The organism is Sphingomonas aurea (assembly GCF_030678875.1).
Taxonomy (GTDB): Bacteria; Pseudomonadota; Alphaproteobacteria; order Sphingomonadales; family Sphingomonadaceae; genus Sphingomonas; species Sphingomonas aurea.
Genome location: NZ_JAUUDS010000001.1, coordinates 196,329 through 216,149, shown reverse-complemented (window position 1 = coordinate 216,149; position 19,821 = coordinate 196,329). Strand labels below are relative to the sequence as shown.

Genomic DNA, 19,821 nt, shown 5'->3' with positions numbered 1-19,821 from the left:
CGGAAGGCCGTCACCCCAGCGAAGGCTGGGGTCTTTGCCCGCAGGAGAGACGATGACGTCGCTCCCGCGGCCCGAGATGCCAGCCTGCGCTGGCATGACGACAGGGATCAAAGGGCAGTTAGCGGGTCGTCACAGCTTGGCGACGAACGCCTCATAGGCGGCTTCGTCCATCAGGCTGTCGAGTTCGGCCTCGTCGGACAGGGTGATGCGGAAGAACCAACCCTCACCCTCGGCGTCGGAGTTCACCAGATCGGGCGAGTCGGAGAGGGCCGGATTGCCCTCCAGCACCGCACCCGACACCGGCGAATAGACGTCGGAGGCAGCCTTGACCGACTCGACCACCGCCGCCTCGTCGCCCTTGGCCAGCTGGCGGCCGTCGGCGGGGACGTCGACGAAGACGATGTCGCCGAGCTGGCTCTGCGCATAGTCGCTGATGCCGACGGTGCCGATCTGGCCGTCGACCTCGATCCATTCATGATCCTCGGTGAAATAACGCATGTCAGGCTCCGGCTTTAGAGGGGGTCTGGGGGCTGGCGCTGGCGCGCACGTAGCGATGGGGGACGAAGGGCATGGCGGCAACGGTCGCCTCGTGGACTTTGCCGCGCTGGACCAGGCGGACGCCGCTGCCCGGAGCGGCGAGTTCGGCGGGGACATAGGCCATCGCGATCGCCGCGCCGAGCGTGGGAGCGAAGCCGCCGGAGGTGACGCGGCCGATCACCGCGCCGTCCTCCGCCACGACCGACGCGCCCTCGCGCACGGGCTGGCGACCGGTGACGAGCAGGCCGACGCGCTTCACGGCCGGGCCTGCTTCACGCTCGGCCAGGATGCGCTGCGCACCGGCGAAGTCCGCCGCCTCGCGCCGCCGCTTCGACAGGGCAAAGCCGAGATCGGCCATGACCGGCGTCGTCTCGGGATCGAGGTCGTGGCCGTAGAGCGGCAGCCCCGCCTCCAGCCGCAGCGAGTCGCGCGCGCCCAGACCGATCGGCTTCACCTCCGGCTCGGCGCACAGCGCGTCGGCGAAGGCGGCGGCGGCCTCGGCGGGGATCGACACCTCGAACCCGTCCTCGCCGGTATAGCCCGATCGGCTGATCCACAGCGCGTGGCCGTTCCAGTCGAACGCGCCTGCCGTCATGAACACCAGCGCCTCGACCCCCGGCACCAGCCGCGCCAGCGCGTCGACCGCCTTGGGGCCCTGCACCGCGAGCAGCGCCTGCTCGTCCTGCAAATTCATCGTGACGTCGTCGGGCAGCGCGTCGAGCAGATGGCCGATGTCGTCATACTTGGTCGCGCCGTTGACGACCATGTAAATCTCGCTGCCGCGGCGCGTGACCATCAGGTCGTCGAGGATGCCGCCCTCTTCGTTCAGCAGCAGCGAGTAGCGCATCCGGCCGTCGCCCAGCCCCGCCACGTCGCCGGGCAGCACCGATTCGAGCGCGCGGACGACGGTGGCGATATCGCCGTCATGGGTGAAGACCAGCTGGCCCATATGGCTGACGTCGAACAGGCCGGCGCTCTCGCGGGTCCAGAGGTGCTCGGCCATGATGCCTTCGTACTGGACCGGCATCAGATAGCCGGCGAAGGGGACCATCCGGCCGCCGCGCGCGCGGTGCCACGCATCGAGCGGCAGGATCTGCGGTTCCTCGACGCCCTCGGGCGCGTCCTCGACGTTCAGCTCTGTCTGTGGGTCCGTCACGGCCAACACTCCTCTCGCACAAAGGGCGACCGACGGCGAAACGCGTCCGCTGGCGGTCCGGTCCCCCTCTGTCACGAAACCTGAGAGCTTTCCCCCGGCCTATGCCAAGGTTACCCCTTCGGTGGCCGGCCGCCTGAAAGGCAGCGGCGCTTTCCAGAGTGTCGTATATCCTCGCGCGGTCCCTGATGCCTGAGAGATTCCGGGGTGGTTGCTCCTTCGGCGGCCCCTGACCGGCCCATCGAAGCGATACTTCGTTGGGGCCGGGGAAAGGGGCACTCTCCCGCGCGTGGCGTCGACGGTCCGGCCTGTGGCCAGCGCCGCGCCTGCCGTCAAGCGTGATTGCGCGCCCTGAGGAAACGCTGCGCAAGTCGCCGCCGGATCGGCGCGTCGTAGAAGCGCAGGCTGGCCCAGGCGATGGCCAGTGCCGCTGCCAGCGTCGCTGCGCCGACGATGGCGCCGGTCTCCTGCGGAATGCCGTTGTCCACCACCCAGGCGGTGTAGAGATACACCAGCGGATAATGGGTGATGTAGAGCGGGTAGGACAGGTCGCCGAACACCCGCGCGATCCGCACCGACCGGCCTTCCGCCTCCAACTGCCCCGCGCCGATCGCCACGATCAGCGGGAAGAGGAGGACAACGCAGCCGACCTCGTACAGGCCGTTCATCCAGTCCTGCCCCACACCTCCGACCCGAGGCAGCGCGAGCGCGGCGGCAAGCAGTACCGCGCAGATCGCGAAGCCGTGACGCAGCGGCAGGCGCCAGCCCGTCCGCATCAGCAGCATGCCCGCCAGAAATGGAAAGGTCAGCCGCGCGAAACCGATCTTGAGACCGCCGGCGTCAAGCGCCCAGCCGCCGACCAGGTCTCCGCGTGGCCCGAACACCGCGACGTCGGCCAGCAGCGCCGCAGCGGGCACCAGCAGCAGCGCGACCACGCGGTTCGACAGGCGGCGCATCCCGAGCGCGTAGGCGATGTTGGCGACATATTCGAAGAACAGCGACCAGGCCGGGCCGTTCAGCGGATGCATCTCGTCCCACCCCCGAATGTCGAGCGATGGCGGCAGCGGCAGCAGGGTCATGCCGAGCAGCATGACCAGCAGCATCTGCCAGACCGGGGTGGCGGCGATCAGCGGGAAGTAGCGGCCCGCCTGGGTGTAGAACAGCACCGCGCCGATCAGGCTGCCGAGCACGATCATCGGCTGCAACCGGATCAGCCGCCGGGTAAAGAATTCCCGCAGCGTCATCCCGCCCCAGCGATCGTCATAGGCATAGGCGATGACGAAGCCGGACAGCAGGAAGAAGAAGTCGACGGCCAGATACCCGTGGTTGACGATCTGCCGGTGCGAATCGCCGCCGGCATAGGCCTCGAACAGGTGGAAGATCACGACCATGACGGCGGCGACGCCGCGCAGCCCGTCGAGTATTGCATAGTGGCGCTTGCCCGGCGCGACCGCGCTCGTCGATGTCGCGGCCGAAAGCGTGTCGGGCATCAACGGGTGACGTTGTACTTCAGCTGCGCGTCGGTCAGCTGGAAGCCGACCAGCGCCTCGAAACTGGCGGACAGCACGGCGCGGCGCACCTCGGGCTGGGCGAGCGGATCGACCGCGGCATCCTCGTCGCCTGCCTTGCGGCGGCGGGTCAGCCGTTCGCGCACCTCGGCCGGCAGGGTGGCGGCGGACCTGGCGACGCTGGTGCTGGCCGTGCCGCGCGTGCTGGCGCGTGCCTGGCCGGCGTCGAAATGGACGTTGACGGTCGCGACCCGCTTGGCGACCACCGCGGTGCCGCCGCGCACCACCGCGATGTAGAAGGGCAACTGCACGTCGCGCGGTCCATCGGTGCGGGTGCGCCGGGCGAGCACGTCGAAGGTGACGGTGGTCACGATCTCCTCGCCGGCCTCGTCGCAGGTGCCGCGCACATTGGTCATGGCCGCCGTCACGTCGATCGCAGTCGCATCCTGGCTGGCGGGAGGGTCGAACAGGGTGACGTCGCCGGTGCCGGCCGGCTGACCGACCACCGGGCAGGCAGAGCGCACCGCGGTGATGCCGCCGGTCGCGTCGATCTCGCCCGTCCGGGCACAGCCCGCCACCAGGCCCATTGCCGACATCGCAGCGGCGGAGAAGAGAAGCGGTGCTTTCACGGAAACGCGTACCTTTGCTGGGCCAGTCGGCCCGCCATAGGAACCGGCTTGGACCCGCGCAAGCAATCGCGTAAGGCCGGGGCCATGCAGGCCCCCTCGCCCAAGCTTCCGCTCGACCTCCTGATCGCCGCCCCACGCGGCTTCTGCGCCGGGGTCGACCGCGCCATCCGCATCGTCGAACTGGCGATCGAGAAGCACGGTGCGCCCGTTTATGTCCGGCACGAGATCGTCCACAACAAGTTCGTCGTCGACCGGCTGAAATCGATGGGGGCGATCTTCGTCGAGGATCTGGACGAGGTGCCCGACGGCAAGCCGGTCGTCTTCTCCGCCCATGGCGTGCCCAAGTCGGTGCCGGCGGCGGCACAGAGTCGCGGGCTCGACTATCTCGACGCCACCTGCCCGCTGGTGTCGAAGGTGCATCGCCAGGCCGAACGACTGGTCGCGGCCGGGCGCCACATCATTTTCATCGGCCATGCCGGCCATCCGGAGGTGATCGGCACCTTCGGCCAGGTGCCCGCCGGCGACATGAGCCTGATCGAGACGGTGGAGGACGCGGAGGCGTTCGTGCCGCCCGATCCCGCCAACCTCGCCTTCCTGACCCAGACCACCCTGTCGGTCGACGACACCGCCGCGGTGGTCGCGGTGCTGCAGCGCCGCTTCCCGCTGATGCAGGCGCCGCGCGGCGAGGACATCTGCTACGCCACCTCGAACCGTCAGGCGGCGGTGAAGGCGATCGCGGGCCAGTGCGACGCGATGCTGGTGATCGGCGCGCCCAATTCGTCCAACTCGGTCCGGCTGGTCGAGGTGGCGGAGCGCGAGGGCGTTCCCGCCCGCCTGATCCAGCGGGCGGCCGACCTGGACTGGGATTTCCTGATCGGAGTCGGCACGCTGGGCCTGACCGCGGGCGCCTCCGCGCCCGAGCTGCTGGTGCGCGAGCTGGTCGAGCGGCTGGGTGAGCGCTACGCAGTGACGGAGCGCGAAGAGGAAACCACGCGCGAGACGATCGCGTTCAAGCTGCCCCGCGACCTCGACGCCGCAGCCTGACGCCCCGCGCATGGCCGTCTACACGCAGGTCTCCGCCGAGGCGCTGGCCGACTTCCTGAGCGGGTTCAATGTCGGCGCGCTGGTGTCGGCCAAGGGCATTGCCGAAGGGGTGGAGAACTCCAACTACCTGGTCGACACCGATCGCGACCGCTTCATCCTGACGCTTTACGAGAAGCGGGTGGCGGCGGGCGACCTGCCCTTCTTCCTCGACCTGCTCGACCATGTCGCGGCCAAGGGGCTGCCGGTGCCGCCCGCGGTGCCCGACCTGCAGGATCGCGTGATCCACGAGCTTCAGGGGCGCCCGGCCTGCCTGATCCGCTTCCTGACCGGCGTATCGGTGTCGCACCCGAGCGCGGCGCAGGCGGAGGCCGCCGCATCCGCGCTCGGCCGGCTGCACGGTGCGGTCGGCGATTTCACCGGCGAGCGGCCCAATACGATGGGCGTCGAGGCTTGGCGTCCCCTGTTCGAGCGCTGCGGCCGCGCGCTCGACCAGATCGCGCCGGGGCTGCACGACGATTTGGCCGAGGCGATCGACCATGTCGTCGCGCGCTGGCCCGGCGATGCCCTCGACCGCAGCGTCATCCATGCCGACCTGTTTCCGGACAACGTCCTGATGCTGGGCGAGGCGGTGACGGGGCTGATCGACTTCTATTTCGCCTGCACCGACATCCGCGCCTATGATCTCGCGATCATGCACACCGCCTGGTCGTTCCGCGGCGACGGGCGCGGGTACGATGCGGGGGTCGGCGACGCGCTGCTGCGCGGATACGAGACGCATTTCCCCTTGTCCGCTGCCGAGCGGGCCCATTTCACCACGCTGGCGAGCGGCGCCTGCATCCGCTTCGCGCTGTCGCGTGCCTGGGACTGGCTGAATACGCCGGCCGATGCGCTGGTGACGCGCAAGGACCCGCTGGCGTACATGCGCCGGCTCCATCATTATGATCCAGTATTGGCGACGCGGACGGCATGAGTGAAGAGAATGTGGTGGAAATCGCCACCGATGGTGCGTGCAAGGGCAATCCCGGCCCCGGCGGCTGGGGCGCGCTGATCCGGTTCGGCACTGCCGAGAAGGAATTGTCGGGCGGCGAGCCGCTGACCACCAACAACCGCATGGAGCTGACCGCGGCGATCGAGGCGCTGAACGCCCTGACGCGACCCTGCACGGTTAAGCTCTCCACCGACAGCCGCTACGTCATGGACGGCCTGACCAAGTGGATCCATGGCTGGCAGCGCAACGGCTGGAAGACCGCCGACAAGAAGCCGGTGAAGAATGCCGAACTGTGGCAGGCGCTGCTGGAAGCCGCCAAACGCCACAAGATCGACTGGAAATGGGTCAAGGGCCATGCCGGCCACCCCGACAACGAGCGCGCCGACAAGCTGGCGAGCGACGCGGCGGTGGTGGCCGGGCGGCGGTAGCACCCTACCGCTGATGACAGGGGTCAGGCGAAGCTGACCCGCGTGGCGACCCGGCGCCGGCGGCGCATCACATAGCCGATGGCGCCGAAGCCGGTCAGCATCATCGCCCAGCTGGCGGGTTCGGGCACGGCGAGCGCCGTACCCTGCCAGTTGGTGACATAGGGCTGGCCGCCCACCAGTTCGACCTGGATGATGCCGGTGTTGCGCATGCCGTTGGCGAAGGCGAAGCCGGAACTGACGTTCCTGGCGAAATACGGCATGACGAAGCCGGTTTCCGCACCATGCCCGACGATGACGATCGTGCCGGTGTCGTTGCGATGCGCGTCGATGATCTCCTGCCACGCCGGCAGGACGCGGGCGGCGAGATCATCGAGCGACTCGGCGTTGGGCAGGTCCGTCTTGGCGGCGGTATTGCCCGCCGCCCAGGCACCGATCACGCCATAGAGTTGCGCGTTGCTCACGTCGGACAGGCTCTTGGCGTCGCCGTAATACCATTCGTTGGTGCGCGCATCGATGGTCGGGGTCAGCCCGAACAGCGCGGCCGTCGGCGCGATCGTCTTCTGCGTGCGCTGATAGGCGCTGGTGTAGATGCTGGTGACATTATAGCTCGCCAGCACCTTGGCCAGGTCGATCGCCTGCTGCTGGCCCAGCGCGGTCAGCGGCGGGTCCAGCGCCTCCTGCGGGGTGGCGGCGGTGCCCGCATTGGCGGTGCTTTCGGCATGGCGGATGAACAGGAACGATGCCGCCTGCGCGGGCATGGCGGACGCCGCCGCCAGCAATGTTGCGAACAGCGTAGCGATCTTCGGCACGGCACATCTCCCATCGGCTCGCCGCCGCGGTAGTCCGGTGCCATGACGTCACTGTTAACCATCAGAGACGGTTCGGTTACTCCGCCTCCTCGACCGCAGCGGCAGGCCCGTTCTTCAGGATCGAGGCGATGGCGTTGCGGGCGCTGGCCTTGCTCGTATAGCCTTCGGTCCAGAAGATCGTCTCGCTGTTGTGCTTAAACTTGGCGACGAACTCGCCGGCCTTGTTCTTCTCGATCACGAATTTGTGCGCCATCTTCGCCTCCTCAATCCGATGCACGGTCCTTATCATCGAACCGAGCCGGTGAGTAGCGATCGGGGTCGACGCCGGGCACGTCCGGCACCCGGCCGAGCAGCAGCGAGGCGGCCATCTGCGCCGCCGCCGGCGCGGTCTGGATGCCGAAACCGCCCTGCCCCGCGCACCAGAAGAAGCCGCGCTCGGCATAGCCATAGACGGGTAGCCGGTCGGGCGCGAAGGTCCGCAGCCCCGCCCAGCTGCGCTCGACCGCCGTCACCTGCCAGTCGACCGCGCCTTCGAACCGGTCGACCGCAAGGGCGATGTCGATCTCCTCGGGCTGCGCGTCGCAGGGGCTGGTCGGCACCTCGTCGTGCGGCGACAGCCACAGCCGCCCACCGGATTCGGGCTTGAAGTAGAAGCGGCCCGCCAGATCGACCACCAGCGGCATCGTCGTGGGCGCGGGCGGATCGGTGCGCAACTGCACCATGGTCCGGCGATAGGGCTTCAGCCCCAGCGGCCGCGCGCCGGCGGCGACCGCGACCTGATCGGCCCAGGCACCGGCGGCGTTGACGATCACCTCGGCCACGATCCGCCCTGCGGCGGTGTCGATCGCCCAGCCGCCGCCCTGCCGCTCCGCCCCGCGGATCGCGGCATCGGCGACGATGGTCGCACGCGCTCGCCGCGCCGCCGCCAGATAGTGCGCGTGGAGCCGGGCGACGTCGATATAGGCGCAGCTCGGCTCCATCACCCCGACCGTCCAGCCGGCACGCAGGCCCGGAACATGCGCGGCCGGGTCGACCGCCGCCAGGTCCACGGCGGTGCCGTCGAACGCCGCCAGCAGTGCCTCCGCCGCCCCCGCATCGTCCGCGCGGCCGATGTGCAGCGACCCGAGCGGCGCCAGGAAGTCGCCGTCGCGCAGCGCCCCCCCCGAGGCGGTGGTCAACGGCTGGATCGCCGGCCCGCCATAGGTTTCCGACCAGAAGGCCGCCGAGCGCCCGGTGGCGTGCAGGCCGGGCATCGATTCGCCCTCCAGCACCACGACGCGGGCATGCGGTGCCAGCGCGGCGGCGAGGCTGGCGCCCGCGATGCCGCCACCGACGATCGCGACATCGACCGCGCCGAGGCCGGCAAGGAGATCGGCCACGCTCATGCGGGTCGGGTCGGGTGGAAAAGGGCCATGGGAGCACCGGTTACGGTTTCGCAAGCCCTGCCGTCTAGGACTCGCGGAATGGACTGGGATTTCATCCGGATCGCCCTTGCCCTGACGGCGGCGGCGCTGCTGCTGTCGGCGGGCATCGAGGATGCGCGTACCCGCGAGATCGCGAATCGCAAGAGCGTCGCGCTCGTGCTGCTCGCGCCCCTCTGGTGGTGGGCGAACGGGGCGGCGCTGTGGCCGGACGCGGCGATCCAGCTGGCACTGGCGCTGGCCGCGTTCGGGGTGTTCGCCTTCGCCTTCCACCTGGGCATGATGGGTGGCGGCGACGTGAAGCTGATCGCGGCGCTGACGCTGTGGCTGCCGCTGCCGCTGTTCGCGGGAATGCTGGTGACGATGTCGCTGGCGGGCGGCGCGGTGACGCTGGTGATGCTGGCCGAGCGGCTGTGGCTGCGCCGGCGGCAGGGCGGCGAACTGCCCGCGATCGAGGTGCCGTACGGGGTGGCGATCGCCATCGCCGGCATGCTGGCGCTTCGCGAACCCATCCTTAACCAATTTGGCTGATGATTAACGCCGGATCAACTCCGACGGCCCTGGAAAGGCGCGAGAAATAGACATGGACAGTCGTAAGCTCATCCTGCTGGTCAGTGCCCTGATGGTCGCGGTCGTCACGGCCCTGATCGCCCGGTCGCTGATCGCCGGCAGCGCCGCGCCGGAAGCGGCCGCGGTACAGCCCGTCGCAGTACAGGGCGGCCCCGAAGTGCTGGTCGCGACCCGCGCCCTGCCCGTCGGCACCATCCTGGACGCCAGTGCGCTGAAGTTCCAGCCCTGGCCCAAGGAGCTGGTCGACAACGCCTATTTCATCAAGGACAAGGCCGACCTGAAATCGCTGCAGGGCACGGTGGTGCGCAACGCCATCACTGCCGGTCAGCCGGTGACGCAGGGCGCGCTGGTGAAGCCGGGCGATCGCGGCTTCCTGGCCGCCGCGCTCGGGCCGGGCATGCGCGCCGTGACCGTGCCGGTGTCGGCGCAGTCGGCGGTCGCCGGCTTCGTGTTCCCTGGCGACCGCATCGACCTGGTCCTGACCCAGTCGGTCGCTGGCGGCGGCGACGGCCCTCCCCTGCGCGTCTCGGAGACGTTCATGCGCAACATGCGCGTGCTCGCCACCGACCAGCGCACCGACAATCAGGTCGGCGACGACGGCAAGACCCAGGTCCGCACCTTCTCCACCGTCACGCTCGAAGTGACGCCCAAGATCGCCGAGGAACTGGCGGTGGCGCAGACGGTCGGCTCGATCTCGCTGTCGCTGCGCTCGATCGCCGACAACTCGTCCGAGCTGGAGGAGGCGATCGCCAATGGCAGCGTGAAGATGCCCGACGGCGATCCGCGCGCCGAGAAGGCGATGCTGGTGCGTATCGCCAGCCAGCCGCAGTCGGGCGTCGCCTCGATCGCGACCGGTGCCGACGTGTCCCGCTTCCAGCGCCGCTCGGTGCCCGGCAAGGGTGACGGCGCCGCGATGGGCGGCCCGGTCGCACCCGGTGCCGCCGCGGCGCCGGCCCCCGCTTTCCCCGGCGCGACGGTCGTCGCCGTCGGCCCCGTGGTGCGCATCGCCCGCGGCAACAACATCACCGCCGTCTCGGTCGGAGGTAAGTAAGATGCATCGCCTGACGATCCCCCTTTCCGCTTCGGCGGGGCTGGCCCTGGCGCTCGCCGCCGCGATGCCGGCGCCGCTCGCTGCGCAGACCACTGCCGCCCCGGCCAGCCAGCCGGTGGTTGAGGTGGCGACCGGCCGCGGCCGTCTGGTCACCCTGTCGCGTCCGATGAGCGACCTGTTCATCGCCGACGACACGGTCGCCGACGTGCAGGTCCGCTCGCCCACCCAGCTCTACGTCTTCGGCAAGAAGACCGGCGAGACGACCATCTCCGCCACCGCCAAGGGCGGCGCTGTGGTCTTCACCACCACCGTCCGGGTCGGCAACAATCTGGGCCAGGTCGGCGAGATGCTGGCGCTCGCGATGCCGGAGGCGCGGATCACCGCGACGCCGATGAACGGCATGGTCCTGCTGACCGGCACGGTCCAGGCACCGGCCGACGTCGCCGAGGCCGAGCGGCTGGTGCAGACCTTCGTCGGGGATTCGACCAAGGTGCTCAGCCGCCTGCGCACCGCGACACCGCTGCAGGTCAACCTGCAGGTTCGCATTGCCGAGGTGAGTCGCGGGTTCACCAAGAACCTGGGCGTCAACATCCTGACCAAGGATACGACCGGCGGCTTTCAGTTCGGGATCGGTTCGGGCCGGTCCGCGGGCACGTTCAACGCCGACGGGACCAAGACGTACACGATCGGATCGCAGCGCTCGACCATCGGGCTGGCGGGCAAGCTGCTTGGTCTAGACATCCTGAGCGCGATCGACCTGGGTGAGACGGTCGGCCAGGTGACGACGCTCGCCAATCCCAACCTGACCGCGCTCTCGGGCGAGACGGGCAGCTTCCTGGCGGGCGGCGAGATCCCGATCCCGCTCGCCGGCGGCCTGGGCACCGTTTCGGTCGAGTACAAGCAGTACGGCGTCAGCCTGTCCTACACGCCGACGGTGCTGTCCGACGGCCGCATCTCGCTGCGTGTCCGGCCGGAGGTGTCGCAGCTCGACTATTCGAACGCGGTCACGATCAGCGGCACCCGCGTACCGGGCCTGACCTCGCGCCGCGCCGAGACGACGGTCGAGCTGGGATCGGGCCAGAGCCTGATGATCGGCGGCCTGCTGTCGAACAGCCGCAACAACTCGATCGACAAGACGCCGTTCCTCGGCGACCTGCCGATCCTGGGCTCGCTGTTCCGCTCCAACAGCTGGCAGCGCAACGAGACCGAGCTGGTCATCATCATCACGCCCTATCTGGTAAAGCCGGTCGACAACATGCGCGACATCGCGCTGCCGACCGACGGTGACAAGGCGCCGACCGATGCGGAGCGCATCCTGCTGGGCAAGGTAGGATCGGGCGATACCGGCGGACAGCGCCCCGTGCCGACGATGGCGCCACCGGCGACCGCACCGGCTCCGGGCGTTTCGGCCGTCGCGCCGGCGCCGATGGCGGTCACCGCCCTGGCCCAGCCCTCCCGCACGCGGGGCGACAGCGTCGCTACGCCCGGCTTTTCCAACTGATCCGCAAGGTAGCACCCATGATGCACCGTAACCTGATCCTGACCTGCCTGGCGCCGGCCGTTGCGCTCGCCGGCTGCGCGGGGACCAAGAACCGCGGGATTGAATCGGTCCACCAGCCGGTGGTCGGGCGATCCGACTATCAGCTCGACCTCGGCGCGCCCGGCGGCCGCCTGGCCGCAGGCGAGCAGCAGCGGCTGACCGGCTGGCTGACCGGACTGCATGCCGGCTATGGCGACCGCGTCGCTGTCGACGATCCGGCGGGCCGTAATCCCGAAGCCCGCGACGCGGTGTCGAGCGTCGTCGCCGGTTTCGGCCTGCTCCTCGCCGACGAGACGCCGCCCTCCGCCGCCCCCGTGCAGCCCGGCACGGTGCGCGTGGTGGTCAGCCGGATGCGCGCCGATGTGCCGCACTGCAACGACTGGTCGCGCGACAGCTCGGTCGATTACGAGCAGAACACCTCGTCCTTCTACGGCTGCGCGGTGAACGGCAACTTGGCGGCGATGGCCGCCAACCCGCAGGACCTGGTCCACGGCGCCGGCAACAGCCGCGGCAGCGACCCGATGATCGTCTACAAATCGATCGATCTCTATCGCAAGGCCGCCCCCAGCGGCGGCGGCGGCACCACGGTCAAGGCCGAATCGGCAGGAGGCAAGTAAAATGAACGCACCCTGGAAGCCGACGACCCGCGAACCGTTCGTCGCCTATGTCTGCGACGAGACTACGGCAGAAGCGCTGCGCCCGATCGCCAGCGAGATGGGCTGGTCGGTCGAAAAGATCCACAAGGGCGGCCTGCGCGGCGCGATTCAGGCGCTGTCGGTGTCAGCCAGCCCCAACGTGCTGCTGGTCGACCTGGCCGAGTCCGGCGATCCGCTGAACGAGATCAACGCGCTGGCCGAAGTGTGCGAGCCGGGCACGATGGTGATCGCCACCGGCAAGGTGAACGACGTCCGCCTGTACCGCGATCTGGTATCGAGCGGCATCCAGGATTACCTGCTGAAACCGCTGCACCCGGACTCGGTGCGGCAAGCCTTTACCAACGCGCAGGCGGTGCTGAACGCGCCCAAGCCGACCGAAACCGCGGACGACCGTCCGCACAGTGCCGTCGCGGTGATCGGCGCGCGCGGCGGTGTCGGCGCATCGACGGTGGCCGCCTCGCTCGCCTGGCTGCTGGCCGAGCGCGAGACCCGGTCGACCGCGCTGCTCGACCTCGACATCCATTTCGGCACCGGCGCGCTGGCCCTCGACCTGGAGCCGGGCCGCGGCCTGACCGACGCGATCGACAATCCCAGTCGGATCGACGGGCTGTTCATCGAACGCGCGATGGTCAAGGCGTCGGAGCGGCTGTCGGTGCTGTCGGCCGAGGCACCGATCAACACGCCGCTGGTGACCGACGGCGCCGCCTTCTACCAGTTGCAGGAAGAGATGCGGGCGGCGTTCGAGTGCACCGTCGTCGATCTGCCGCGCACCATGCTGGTCCAGCATCCGCACCTGATGGCCGAGGTACAGGTGGCGGTGATCGTCACCGAGCTGACGCTGGCCGCCGCACGCGACACGATCCGCCTGCTGTCGTGGATGAAGACCAACGCCCCGCAGTGCCAGATCCAGGTTATCGCGAACCGCGTTCACACCGCCGGCCAGCCCGAGATCGGCCGCAAGGATTTCGAAGGGTCGATCGAGCGCAAGATCGATCACATCATGCCGTTCGACCAGAAGCTGGCCAGCCAGGCCGCCAAACTGGGCAAGCCGCTGGCGGAAGCGGGCAAGAACGCCAAGACCGTTACGCCGCTCGTCGACCTGGTGACCGCGGTGACCGGCGTCGTCGACGAGGCCGGCGAGGGCAAAACCGGCTTGGCCAAGGCGGGCAAGGGTTCGTTGATGGGCAAGCTGGGCGATTTCCGCAGTCTGCTGTCCAAGCCCGCCGCGGCGAAGAAGTAACGCCATGTTCTTCCCCGTTCTGCTGATGGCGATCAGTGCGGCGATGCTGGTGGTGGTCGCCGCGATCGCGCTGTCCGGGCCGTCCGCATCGCGCAGCCAGGCACGGCGGATCGCAGGTCTGCGCGACCGCCACGCGCATGTCGAGGTCGCCGAGAGCCAGTCGCGCGGCATCGCACACGCGCGCGACACGCGGATGGACCTGGCGTTCGGACGCATCCTGCCCAATCGCGAGCTGCTGGCGAAGCGGCTGGCGATGACCGGGCGCGACTGGACCGTGGGTCAATACGGGCAGGCGACGGCGGGGCTGGTGCTGGCCTTCACCCTGCTGCTGTGGCTGAAGGGCCTACCGATCTTCATCGTCCTGCTGCTCGGCGTGACGCTGGGCTGCGGCCTGCCGCATTTCGTGGTGAGCCGCCTGATCGCGCGGCGCGTGGGCAAGTTCACTGTCCGCTTTCCCGACGCGATCGACCTGCTGGTCCGCGGTCTGCGCTCGGGCCTGCCGATCAGCGAGACGATGGGTGTCGTCGGCCACGAGGTCGAGGGGCCGGTGGGCGAGGAATTCCGCAGCATCAGCGACAAAATGAAGATCGGCCGGACGATGGACGTGGCGCTGCAGGAAACTGCGGACCGCCTCGGCACCGCGGAATTCCAGTTCTTCGTCATCACCATTGCCATCCAGCGCGAGACCGGCGGCAATCTGGCCGAGACCCTGTCGAACCTGGCCGACGTGCTGAGGAAGCGCGGGCAGATGAAGCTTAAGATCCGCGCCATGTCGTCGGAGTCCAAGGCGTCGGCCTATATCATCGGGTCGCTGCCGTTCATCGTCTTCGGGCTGATCTGGTTCATCAACGACAAGTACATGCAGAACTTCTTTGTCGACGAGCGCCTGATCGCCACCGGCATGGGCGGCATGGTGTGGATGGGCATCGGCGGGTTCATCATGGCCAAGATGATTAGCTTCGAAATCTGAGAGAGTAGGACCGGCGATGGGCCAGACTGGCGGACCGACGCTCCTGGGCGTCGATGTGATATGGGCGGCGACGATTCTCTCGGGCATCGCCGCGTTCGCGGTGATGGTCGCGATCTATGCGGCGACCACCGTGCGCGATCCGATGGCGAAGCGCGTCAAGGCGCTGAACGACCGGCGCGAGCAGCTGAAGGCAGGCATTACCGCCTCGACCAAGCGGCGCGCCAAGCTGGTCCAGCGCAACGATACGACCGACCGGATGCGCGACCTGCTCGGCTCGATGAAGATGCTGCAGGACAGCCAGATCAAGGAAGCGCAGCAGAAGCTGCTGCAGGCCGGCATCCGTCGCAAGGAATGGGCTGTCGCGGTGATCTTCGGCCGGCTGGTGTTGCCCGTGGTGTTCGGCCTCGTCATCGGTTTCTGGGTCTATGGCACCGACGGCTTTGTCGACTGGTCGCCGATGAAGAAGTACGCGCTCGTCGCGGGCACGCTGATCCTGGCGTACAAGGCGCCCGATATCTTCCTGAAGAACAAGATCCAGAAGCGGTCGGACGCGATCCGCAAGGGTCTGCCAGACGCCCTCGACCTGCTGGTGATCTGCGCCGAGGCGGGGCTGACCGTCGACGCCGCCTTCCACCGCGTCGCGCGCGAGCTTGGCCGCGGCTATCCCGAGCTGGGCGAGGAATTCACGCTAACCGCGATCGAACTGGGCTTCCTGACCGATCGCCGCCAGGCGTTCGAGAACCTCGCGATGCGCGTGAAGCTCGACGCGGTGAAGGGCGTCGTCACCACGATGATCCAGACCGAGAAATACGGCACCCCGCTCGCCTCGGCGCTGCGCGTCCTGTCGGCGGAGTTCCGCAACGAGCGGATGATGCGCGCCGAGGAGAAAGCCGCGCGCCTACCCGCGATCATGACGGTGCCGCTGATCCTGTTCATCCTGCCGGTGCTGTTCATCGTCATCCTCGGCCCCGCCGCCTGCTCGATCAAGGATGCGCTGCTGAGCGGCTAACCGCGTCGCGCCAGCGCCAGCAGCGCACGGCGGGTGGCGATGCGGGCGGGCGGTAGCGCATCGACCGCACCGTCCGCCACCGCCAGCCACGCCGCGCCCAGCTCCGCGAAGCCGAGCATGCCGGCGATGCCGGCGATGCGGTGGGCCTCGGCCCGTCCGCCCGTCTCCAGCGCCGCGCGCAGTTGCTCGCGCAGCTTCGCCGTCATCGCGGCGATCTCCGCCCGGCCTAGCGCCGCCTCCAGCCGCCCCAGCACGGCCGACGGGTCGTCGGGCCGCCAGCGTCGCGCCAGCGCGGCGATCGCCGCCGGCGTGAAGGGTTTGACCAGTCCATCGTCGTAGCCCGAAGGAGTGAGCCCCTCCCTCGTCCAGGCGACGAGCGGCGCTTCCCCCACGTTCGGCGTCGCGCGCAGCGCCGCGACTGGCGGGCCGTCGCCCGCGACCAGAACCAGCGAGGGTGGTTGCGCGCGACCCGCGGCGGCCCAGCCGTCGCTCGCCACGCCGACCGCCATCCACCCTGCCGTCGCGAACGCCTGCGCGGCGAGGCAGCGGTCGGCCACCGCGTTGTCGATCACCAGAACCGCCGGTCGCGCCGCTGGTATCGCTCCCAGCTCCGTCATTTGCCGCTCCGTTAGGACCACCGCGATTAGGAATTTTCTGGCTTATGAACGAAAACTACTAGAAAACCGATCCACGTTGTCGTGACGTGAAGGGAGATTGATGACGGATGGCCGCATCCTGATTGCGGACGACCATCCCCTGACGTGGGAAGGATTGTCGCTGGCGGCACGCGCGGCCTTGCCGGGCGCCGCGATCGTACCGGCGGCATCGGTCGCCGATGCCGTGGCCGCATTGGAGGGGCGATCGGCATTCCGGCTGGTCCTGCTAGATTTCCAGCTGCCCGACGCGCACGGCTTCTCGGGCATGCTGAAACTCCAGCATATCCGCCCCACGGTGCCGATCTGCGTTGTTACCGCGCATCAGGATTCGACGCTGGTCGAAGCGGCGCGCGCGCTCGGCGCGGCGGGGTTCATCCCCAAGAGCCTGGCACTTGACGCGATCGCCGCCATCCTGCGCCACATCCTCGCCGGCGGCACGCATTTCCCCGCGACCGCCCCCGCCGCCAACGCCATCGCCGCCGCGCGCGAACGGCTCGACGATCTGTCGCCGGCCCAGCGTGCGGTGCTGATCGCGATGGCGGACGGGCGCGCAAACAAGCAGATCGCCTTCGACCTCCAGATCGGCGAGGCGACGGTCAAGGCGCACCTGACCGCGATTTTCCGCAAGCTGGGGGTGACCAACCGCAGCCAGGCGCTGCTCGCCGTGCAACCGCTCATCCAAGCCGGCAGCGGCGTGCCCGATCGATGAACCAGCAGAGCCGCCGCGCGGAGCTGTTTCTCAAGGCGCCGCGGCGCCGCCGCTACATACTGGTCGCGGTCCTGGTGCCGCTGCTCCTCACCGGGCTGGTCTTCGGCATGCACCACGAGTTCGGCCGGGCGGAGGCGATGCGGCTGGAGGCGGTGCGCTCCTACGACCGGCGAGTCGCCGCGCTGTCGCTGCTGTCGCGGCTGAAGGATGCCGAGACGGCCCAGCGGGGATATCTGCTGACCGGCGACCCTGCATTTCTCGTTCCCTATGACCCTGCCAGGGCACAGATCGCCGCGATGCTCCGGCCTGCGACGCTCTGGCCCGCAGGGGTGACGCGGGACGTCGCCGCCAAGTTCGCAGAATTGGACCGGACCATCGCCATGGCCCGTCGCGGCGACCGGGCGCTGGCCTACGCGACGGTAGCGGACGGGCGCGGCAAGCAGCTGATGGATCGGCTGCGCGACGAGATCGGCCGGATCGTGGATGCGGAGGCGACGACCTACGCCCGCGACGAGGCGGCGTTCCGCCGGCGTCAGGGCCGCGAGCAGCTGTTTGTCACCCTTGCCGTACTAGGGCTCGTGGGGGTGCTGATCGCCTCGCTCGCCATGCTCTGGCGCTTGCAGCGGCAGCGCTACAACGGGCTGGTCGACACGTTCGAGGCGGCCGAGCGCCACCGCACCATCCTGGACAGCACGATCGATGCGATCCTGATCCTGAACCCCAGCGGCACGATCGAGGTGGTGAATGCCGCCGCCACCGCGATGCTGGGCTATCCGGACAGCGAGCTGGAGCGTCGCGACATCGCCATGCTGATCGACCTGGCGCCGGGTACGGGCAGCTTCCACCAGCGCATCGGGCTGGTCGACGGGCTGATCCACCGCTCCTTCCTGACCGACCTCACTGTCCGCCACCGTGACGGGCGCGAGATCGCGGTCGATGTCGCGATGGGGGTCATGCACCTGCCCAGCGGCGACCACATCGTCGTATCGCTGCGCGACATCGCCGAGCGGAAGCGGATCGAGCGGATGAAGGACGACCTGATGTCGACCGTCAGCCACGAGCTGCGCACGCCGCTTACCTCCGTCATCGGCTCGCTGGGACTGCTGCGCGCGGGCAGCGTCGGCCCGCTGCCCGCCGGTGCGGACCGGCTGGTCGAGATCGCCGAGAACAACTCGCGCCGGCTGATCCGTCTTATCAACGACATGCTCGACATCGACCGGATCGAATCGGGCAAGCTGCATCTGGCGCGGGATCCGACCGACCTCGGCAGCGTCGTCGACCGCGCCTGTATCGGCAGCCAGGGACTGGCGAGCGCCAAGGGGGTGCGGATCTTCTGCCATCCGTTCGACAGGCCGGTGATGGTGTCGGGGGACGCCGACCGGCTGCTCCAGGTCGTGACCAACCTGTTGTCCAACGCGACCCGCGCCTCGCCGGCCGGCGGCACGGTCGATGTCGGCCTGACGATCGATTCGCAGGGTCGGGCGCTGGTCTTCGTCGACGATCGCGGCCCCGGCATTCCGCCGGCGTTCCGCGACCGCATCTTCGGCCGGTTCGAGCGTGCCCCGCGTGAGGACGGGTCGACCGGTACCGGGCTAGGCCTGGCCATCTCGCGCGAGATCGTCGCGCGCCACGACGGCAAATTGTGGTTCGAGGACCGGGCCGGCGGTGGCACTCGCTTCGCCTTCGCGCTGGCGACGATCGGCGCAGTGGCCTGGCGCGACGGTCAGGCGCCGCGCGTGCTGGTCTGCACGCCCGACGAGGCGGAGGCGGGCAAGCTGGTCGCGATGGTGCTGAACGAGGGCTGCACCTACGATCTGGCCCGCAGCGCCGCCGAGGCTCGCGCCGCCGTCGCCCGCAGCGACCATGCCGCGGTACTGGTCGACCTGCACCTGCCGGGCGAGGGCGGGCTTGCACTGGCGCGGCAACTGCGCGCCGGCGATCCGCCCTGCGACGCGCCGATCATCATCGTGTCGGCCGACGCGATCAACGATGGCGAGGGACTGTCGCCGCTCGACGTGGTCGACGTGATCGACGAGCGCGGCGATGTCGAGCGCACCGCCGCCGCGCTCCGGACCGCACTCGGGCGTACCGGATCGCGCCAGCCGGTGATCCTGCATCTCGACGACGATCCCGACCTGCTGGCGGTGGTCGCCGCCGCGCTCGCGCCGGAGGCGCGCACCGTCACCGCCTGCACCATGGCCGCCGCCCGCACCCTGCTCCAGACGGTTTCGCCCGACGCGGTCATCCTCGACATGCAACTGGCACACGGATCGGGGCTGGAGCTGGTGCCGTTCCTCCTCGACGCCAACGGCCTCGCCATTCCGACCATCCTCTATTCCGCGCAGGAGGTCGGGCCCGACCTGGCCGCCCGAGTCGACGCCGTGCTGGTCAAGGCGCGCGGGTCGATCCCCGATCTGAAGGCGACCGTGCGCCGCGTCGTGCGCGGCCGCGCGCGGACCCTTTCGGGCGACGGCACCACCGCCGAGGGATCGGCATGACACCGCTTGCCATCCTGTACGTCGACGATGACGAGGATATCCGCCACATCGTCCGCCTGTCGCTGGCACTCGACGGCGGGATCGCCCTGCAGACGGCGGGAACGGCGGCGGAGGCGCTGGTGCTGCTCGACCGCGGCCCCCCGCCGCAGGTCGCGCTGCTCGACGTGATGATGCCCGGCACGGACGGGCTGGCGCTGCTGACGCTGCTGCGCGCACGACCCGACACGGCAACGCTGCCGGTGATCTTCATGACCGCCAAGGGGCGCCCGGCGGATGCCGCGCTCTACCGGGCGCGCGGTGCGCTGGGCATGATCCTGAAACCCTTCGATCCGCTCGACCTGGCCAACCAGATCCGCACCCTGATGCAGGCCGGACCGAACGAGAGCGGTTGACAAGGGCGGCGGG

At 69.3% G+C, this 19,821-nt stretch carries 21 protein-coding genes and 1 riboswitch; of the genes, 13 read left to right on the top strand and 8 right to left on the bottom strand.

Translation table 11 applies throughout. The features are described from left to right. Positions 1–129: 129 nt before the first annotated feature. The 4 genes from gcvH to Q5H91_RS01115 form a co-directional block, all read right to left on the bottom strand. The gene (gene gcvH, locus Q5H91_RS01130) at positions 130–498 is read right to left on the bottom strand and encodes a glycine cleavage system protein GcvH (RefSeq protein ID WP_305171389.1); all 369 of its coding nucleotides are present in this window, start codon (positions 496–498) and stop codon (positions 130–132) included. A gap of 1 nt (position 499) precedes the next feature. Beyond that, a complete protein-coding gene (gcvT, locus tag Q5H91_RS01125) occupies positions 500–1,693 on the bottom strand; it encodes a glycine cleavage system aminomethyltransferase GcvT (RefSeq protein ID WP_370655195.1) in 1,194 nt (397 codons plus the stop codon). Between the two features lie 166 nt (positions 1,694–1,859). Then, a riboswitch (glycine riboswitch) is annotated at positions 1,860–1,986 on the bottom strand. 36 nt (positions 1,987–2,022) lie between these two features. Further along, on the bottom strand, positions 2,023–3,180 hold the full coding sequence (locus Q5H91_RS01120) for an acyltransferase family protein (protein WP_305171388.1): 1,158 nt from the start codon (positions 3,178–3,180) through the stop codon (positions 2,023–2,025). Beyond that, a complete protein-coding gene (locus Q5H91_RS01115; protein WP_305172337.1) occupies positions 3,180–3,794 on the bottom strand; it encodes a hypothetical protein in 615 nt (204 codons plus the stop codon). Before Q5H91_RS01115 ends, Q5H91_RS01120 begins: the two co-directional genes overlap by 1 nt. A gap of 117 nt (positions 3,795–3,911) precedes the next feature. On the opposite strand from Q5H91_RS01115, the gene ispH reads away from it, so the two are divergent. From ispH to rnhA, 3 genes are read left to right on the top strand one after another with little or no spacing between them, the layout of a single operon-like run. Beyond that, positions 3,912–4,871 carry a 4-hydroxy-3-methylbut-2-enyl diphosphate reductase gene (gene ispH, locus Q5H91_RS01110; protein ID WP_305171387.1) on the top strand — a complete coding sequence of 320 codons (960 nt, stop codon included), beginning with the start codon at positions 3,912–3,914 and terminating at the stop codon, positions 4,869–4,871. A gap of 10 nt (positions 4,872–4,881) precedes the next feature. Further along, complete coding sequence (gene thrB / locus Q5H91_RS01105; protein WP_305171386.1) at positions 4,882–5,841, top strand: homoserine kinase; 960 nt, start codon at positions 4,882–4,884, stop codon at positions 5,839–5,841. Then, positions 5,838–6,287 (top strand): ribonuclease HI, encoded by a 450-nt coding sequence (gene rnhA, locus Q5H91_RS01100; protein ID WP_305171385.1) that lies wholly within the window; start codon positions 5,838–5,840, stop codon positions 6,285–6,287. Before thrB ends, rnhA begins: the two co-directional genes overlap by 4 nt. A 23-nt stretch (positions 6,288–6,310) precedes the next feature. On the opposite strand, the gene Q5H91_RS01095 is transcribed toward rnhA, so the two are convergent. The 3 genes from Q5H91_RS01095 to Q5H91_RS01085 all read right to left on the bottom strand — a co-directional run bounded on the left by Q5H91_RS01095 (position 6,311) and on the right by Q5H91_RS01085 (position 8,481). Then, positions 6,311–7,096, bottom strand: a complete 786-nt coding sequence (locus tag Q5H91_RS01095) for a histidine phosphatase family protein (RefSeq protein WP_305171384.1) — start codon at positions 7,094–7,096, stop codon at positions 6,311–6,313. Between the two features lie 76 nt (positions 7,097–7,172). Beyond that, positions 7,173–7,349 (bottom strand): YegP family protein, encoded by a 177-nt coding sequence (locus tag Q5H91_RS01090; RefSeq protein WP_305171383.1) that lies wholly within the window; start codon positions 7,347–7,349, stop codon positions 7,173–7,175. Between the two features lie 10 nt (positions 7,350–7,359). Beyond that, entirely contained in the window at positions 7,360–8,481 is a 1,122-nt protein-coding gene (locus Q5H91_RS01085) for an NAD(P)/FAD-dependent oxidoreductase (protein ID WP_305171382.1), read from the bottom strand. Positions 8,482–8,559: 78 nt separating this feature from the next. On the opposite strand from Q5H91_RS01085, the gene Q5H91_RS01080 reads away from it, so the two are divergent. From Q5H91_RS01080 to Q5H91_RS01050, 7 genes are read left to right on the top strand one after another with little or no spacing between them, the layout of a single operon-like run. Further along, entirely contained in the window at positions 8,560–9,048 is a 489-nt protein-coding gene (locus Q5H91_RS01080) for an A24 family peptidase (RefSeq protein ID WP_305171381.1), read from the top strand. A gap of 52 nt (positions 9,049–9,100) precedes the next feature. Continuing rightward, positions 9,101–10,138, top strand: a complete 1,038-nt coding sequence (gene cpaB, locus Q5H91_RS01075; RefSeq protein WP_305171380.1) for a Flp pilus assembly protein CpaB — start codon at positions 9,101–9,103, stop codon at positions 10,136–10,138. 1 nt (position 10,139) lies between these two features. Further along, positions 10,140–11,639 (top strand): type II and III secretion system protein family protein, encoded by a 1,500-nt coding sequence (locus Q5H91_RS01070; protein ID WP_305171379.1) that lies wholly within the window; start codon positions 10,140–10,142, stop codon positions 11,637–11,639. A gap of 17 nt (positions 11,640–11,656) precedes the next feature. Continuing rightward, complete coding sequence (locus Q5H91_RS01065; protein ID WP_305171378.1) at positions 11,657–12,295, top strand: CpaD family pilus assembly protein; 639 nt, start codon at positions 11,657–11,659, stop codon at positions 12,293–12,295. Between the two features lies 1 nt (position 12,296). Continuing rightward, entirely contained in the window at positions 12,297–13,574 is a 1,278-nt protein-coding gene (locus tag Q5H91_RS01060; RefSeq protein WP_305171377.1) for a CpaE/TadZ family protein, read from the top strand. A 4-nt stretch (positions 13,575–13,578) separates the two neighbouring features. Next, positions 13,579–14,544 carry a type II secretion system F family protein gene (locus Q5H91_RS01055; protein ID WP_305171376.1) on the top strand — a complete coding sequence of 322 codons (966 nt, stop codon included), beginning with the start codon at positions 13,579–13,581 and terminating at the stop codon, positions 14,542–14,544. Between the two features lie 16 nt (positions 14,545–14,560). After that, positions 14,561–15,553, top strand: a complete 993-nt coding sequence (locus Q5H91_RS01050; protein WP_305171375.1) for a type II secretion system F family protein — start codon at positions 14,561–14,563, stop codon at positions 15,551–15,553. On the opposite strand, the gene Q5H91_RS01045 is transcribed toward Q5H91_RS01050, so the two are convergent. Continuing rightward, complete coding sequence (locus tag Q5H91_RS01045) at positions 15,550–16,170, bottom strand: response regulator transcription factor (RefSeq protein WP_305171374.1); 621 nt, start codon at positions 16,168–16,170, stop codon at positions 15,550–15,552. The genes Q5H91_RS01050 and Q5H91_RS01045 overlap by 4 nt on opposite strands. A 100-nt stretch (positions 16,171–16,270) precedes the next feature. On the opposite strand from Q5H91_RS01045, the gene Q5H91_RS01040 reads away from it, so the two are divergent. Genes Q5H91_RS01040 through Q5H91_RS01030 form a run of 3 tightly spaced genes read left to right on the top strand, consistent with a single transcriptional unit; the run spans position 16,271 to position 19,808 of the window. Next, positions 16,271–16,918 (top strand): response regulator, encoded by a 648-nt coding sequence (locus Q5H91_RS01040; protein ID WP_305171373.1) that lies wholly within the window; start codon positions 16,271–16,273, stop codon positions 16,916–16,918. Further along, a complete protein-coding gene (locus Q5H91_RS01035) occupies positions 16,915–19,416 on the top strand; it encodes an ATP-binding protein (RefSeq protein ID WP_305171372.1) in 2,502 nt (833 codons plus the stop codon). The genes Q5H91_RS01040 and Q5H91_RS01035 overlap by 4 nt, the downstream gene beginning before the upstream one ends. Beyond that, entirely contained in the window at positions 19,413–19,808 is a 396-nt protein-coding gene (locus Q5H91_RS01030; protein ID WP_305171371.1) for a response regulator, read from the top strand. Before Q5H91_RS01035 ends, Q5H91_RS01030 begins: the two co-directional genes overlap by 4 nt. Positions 19,809–19,821: the final 13 nt, after the last annotated feature.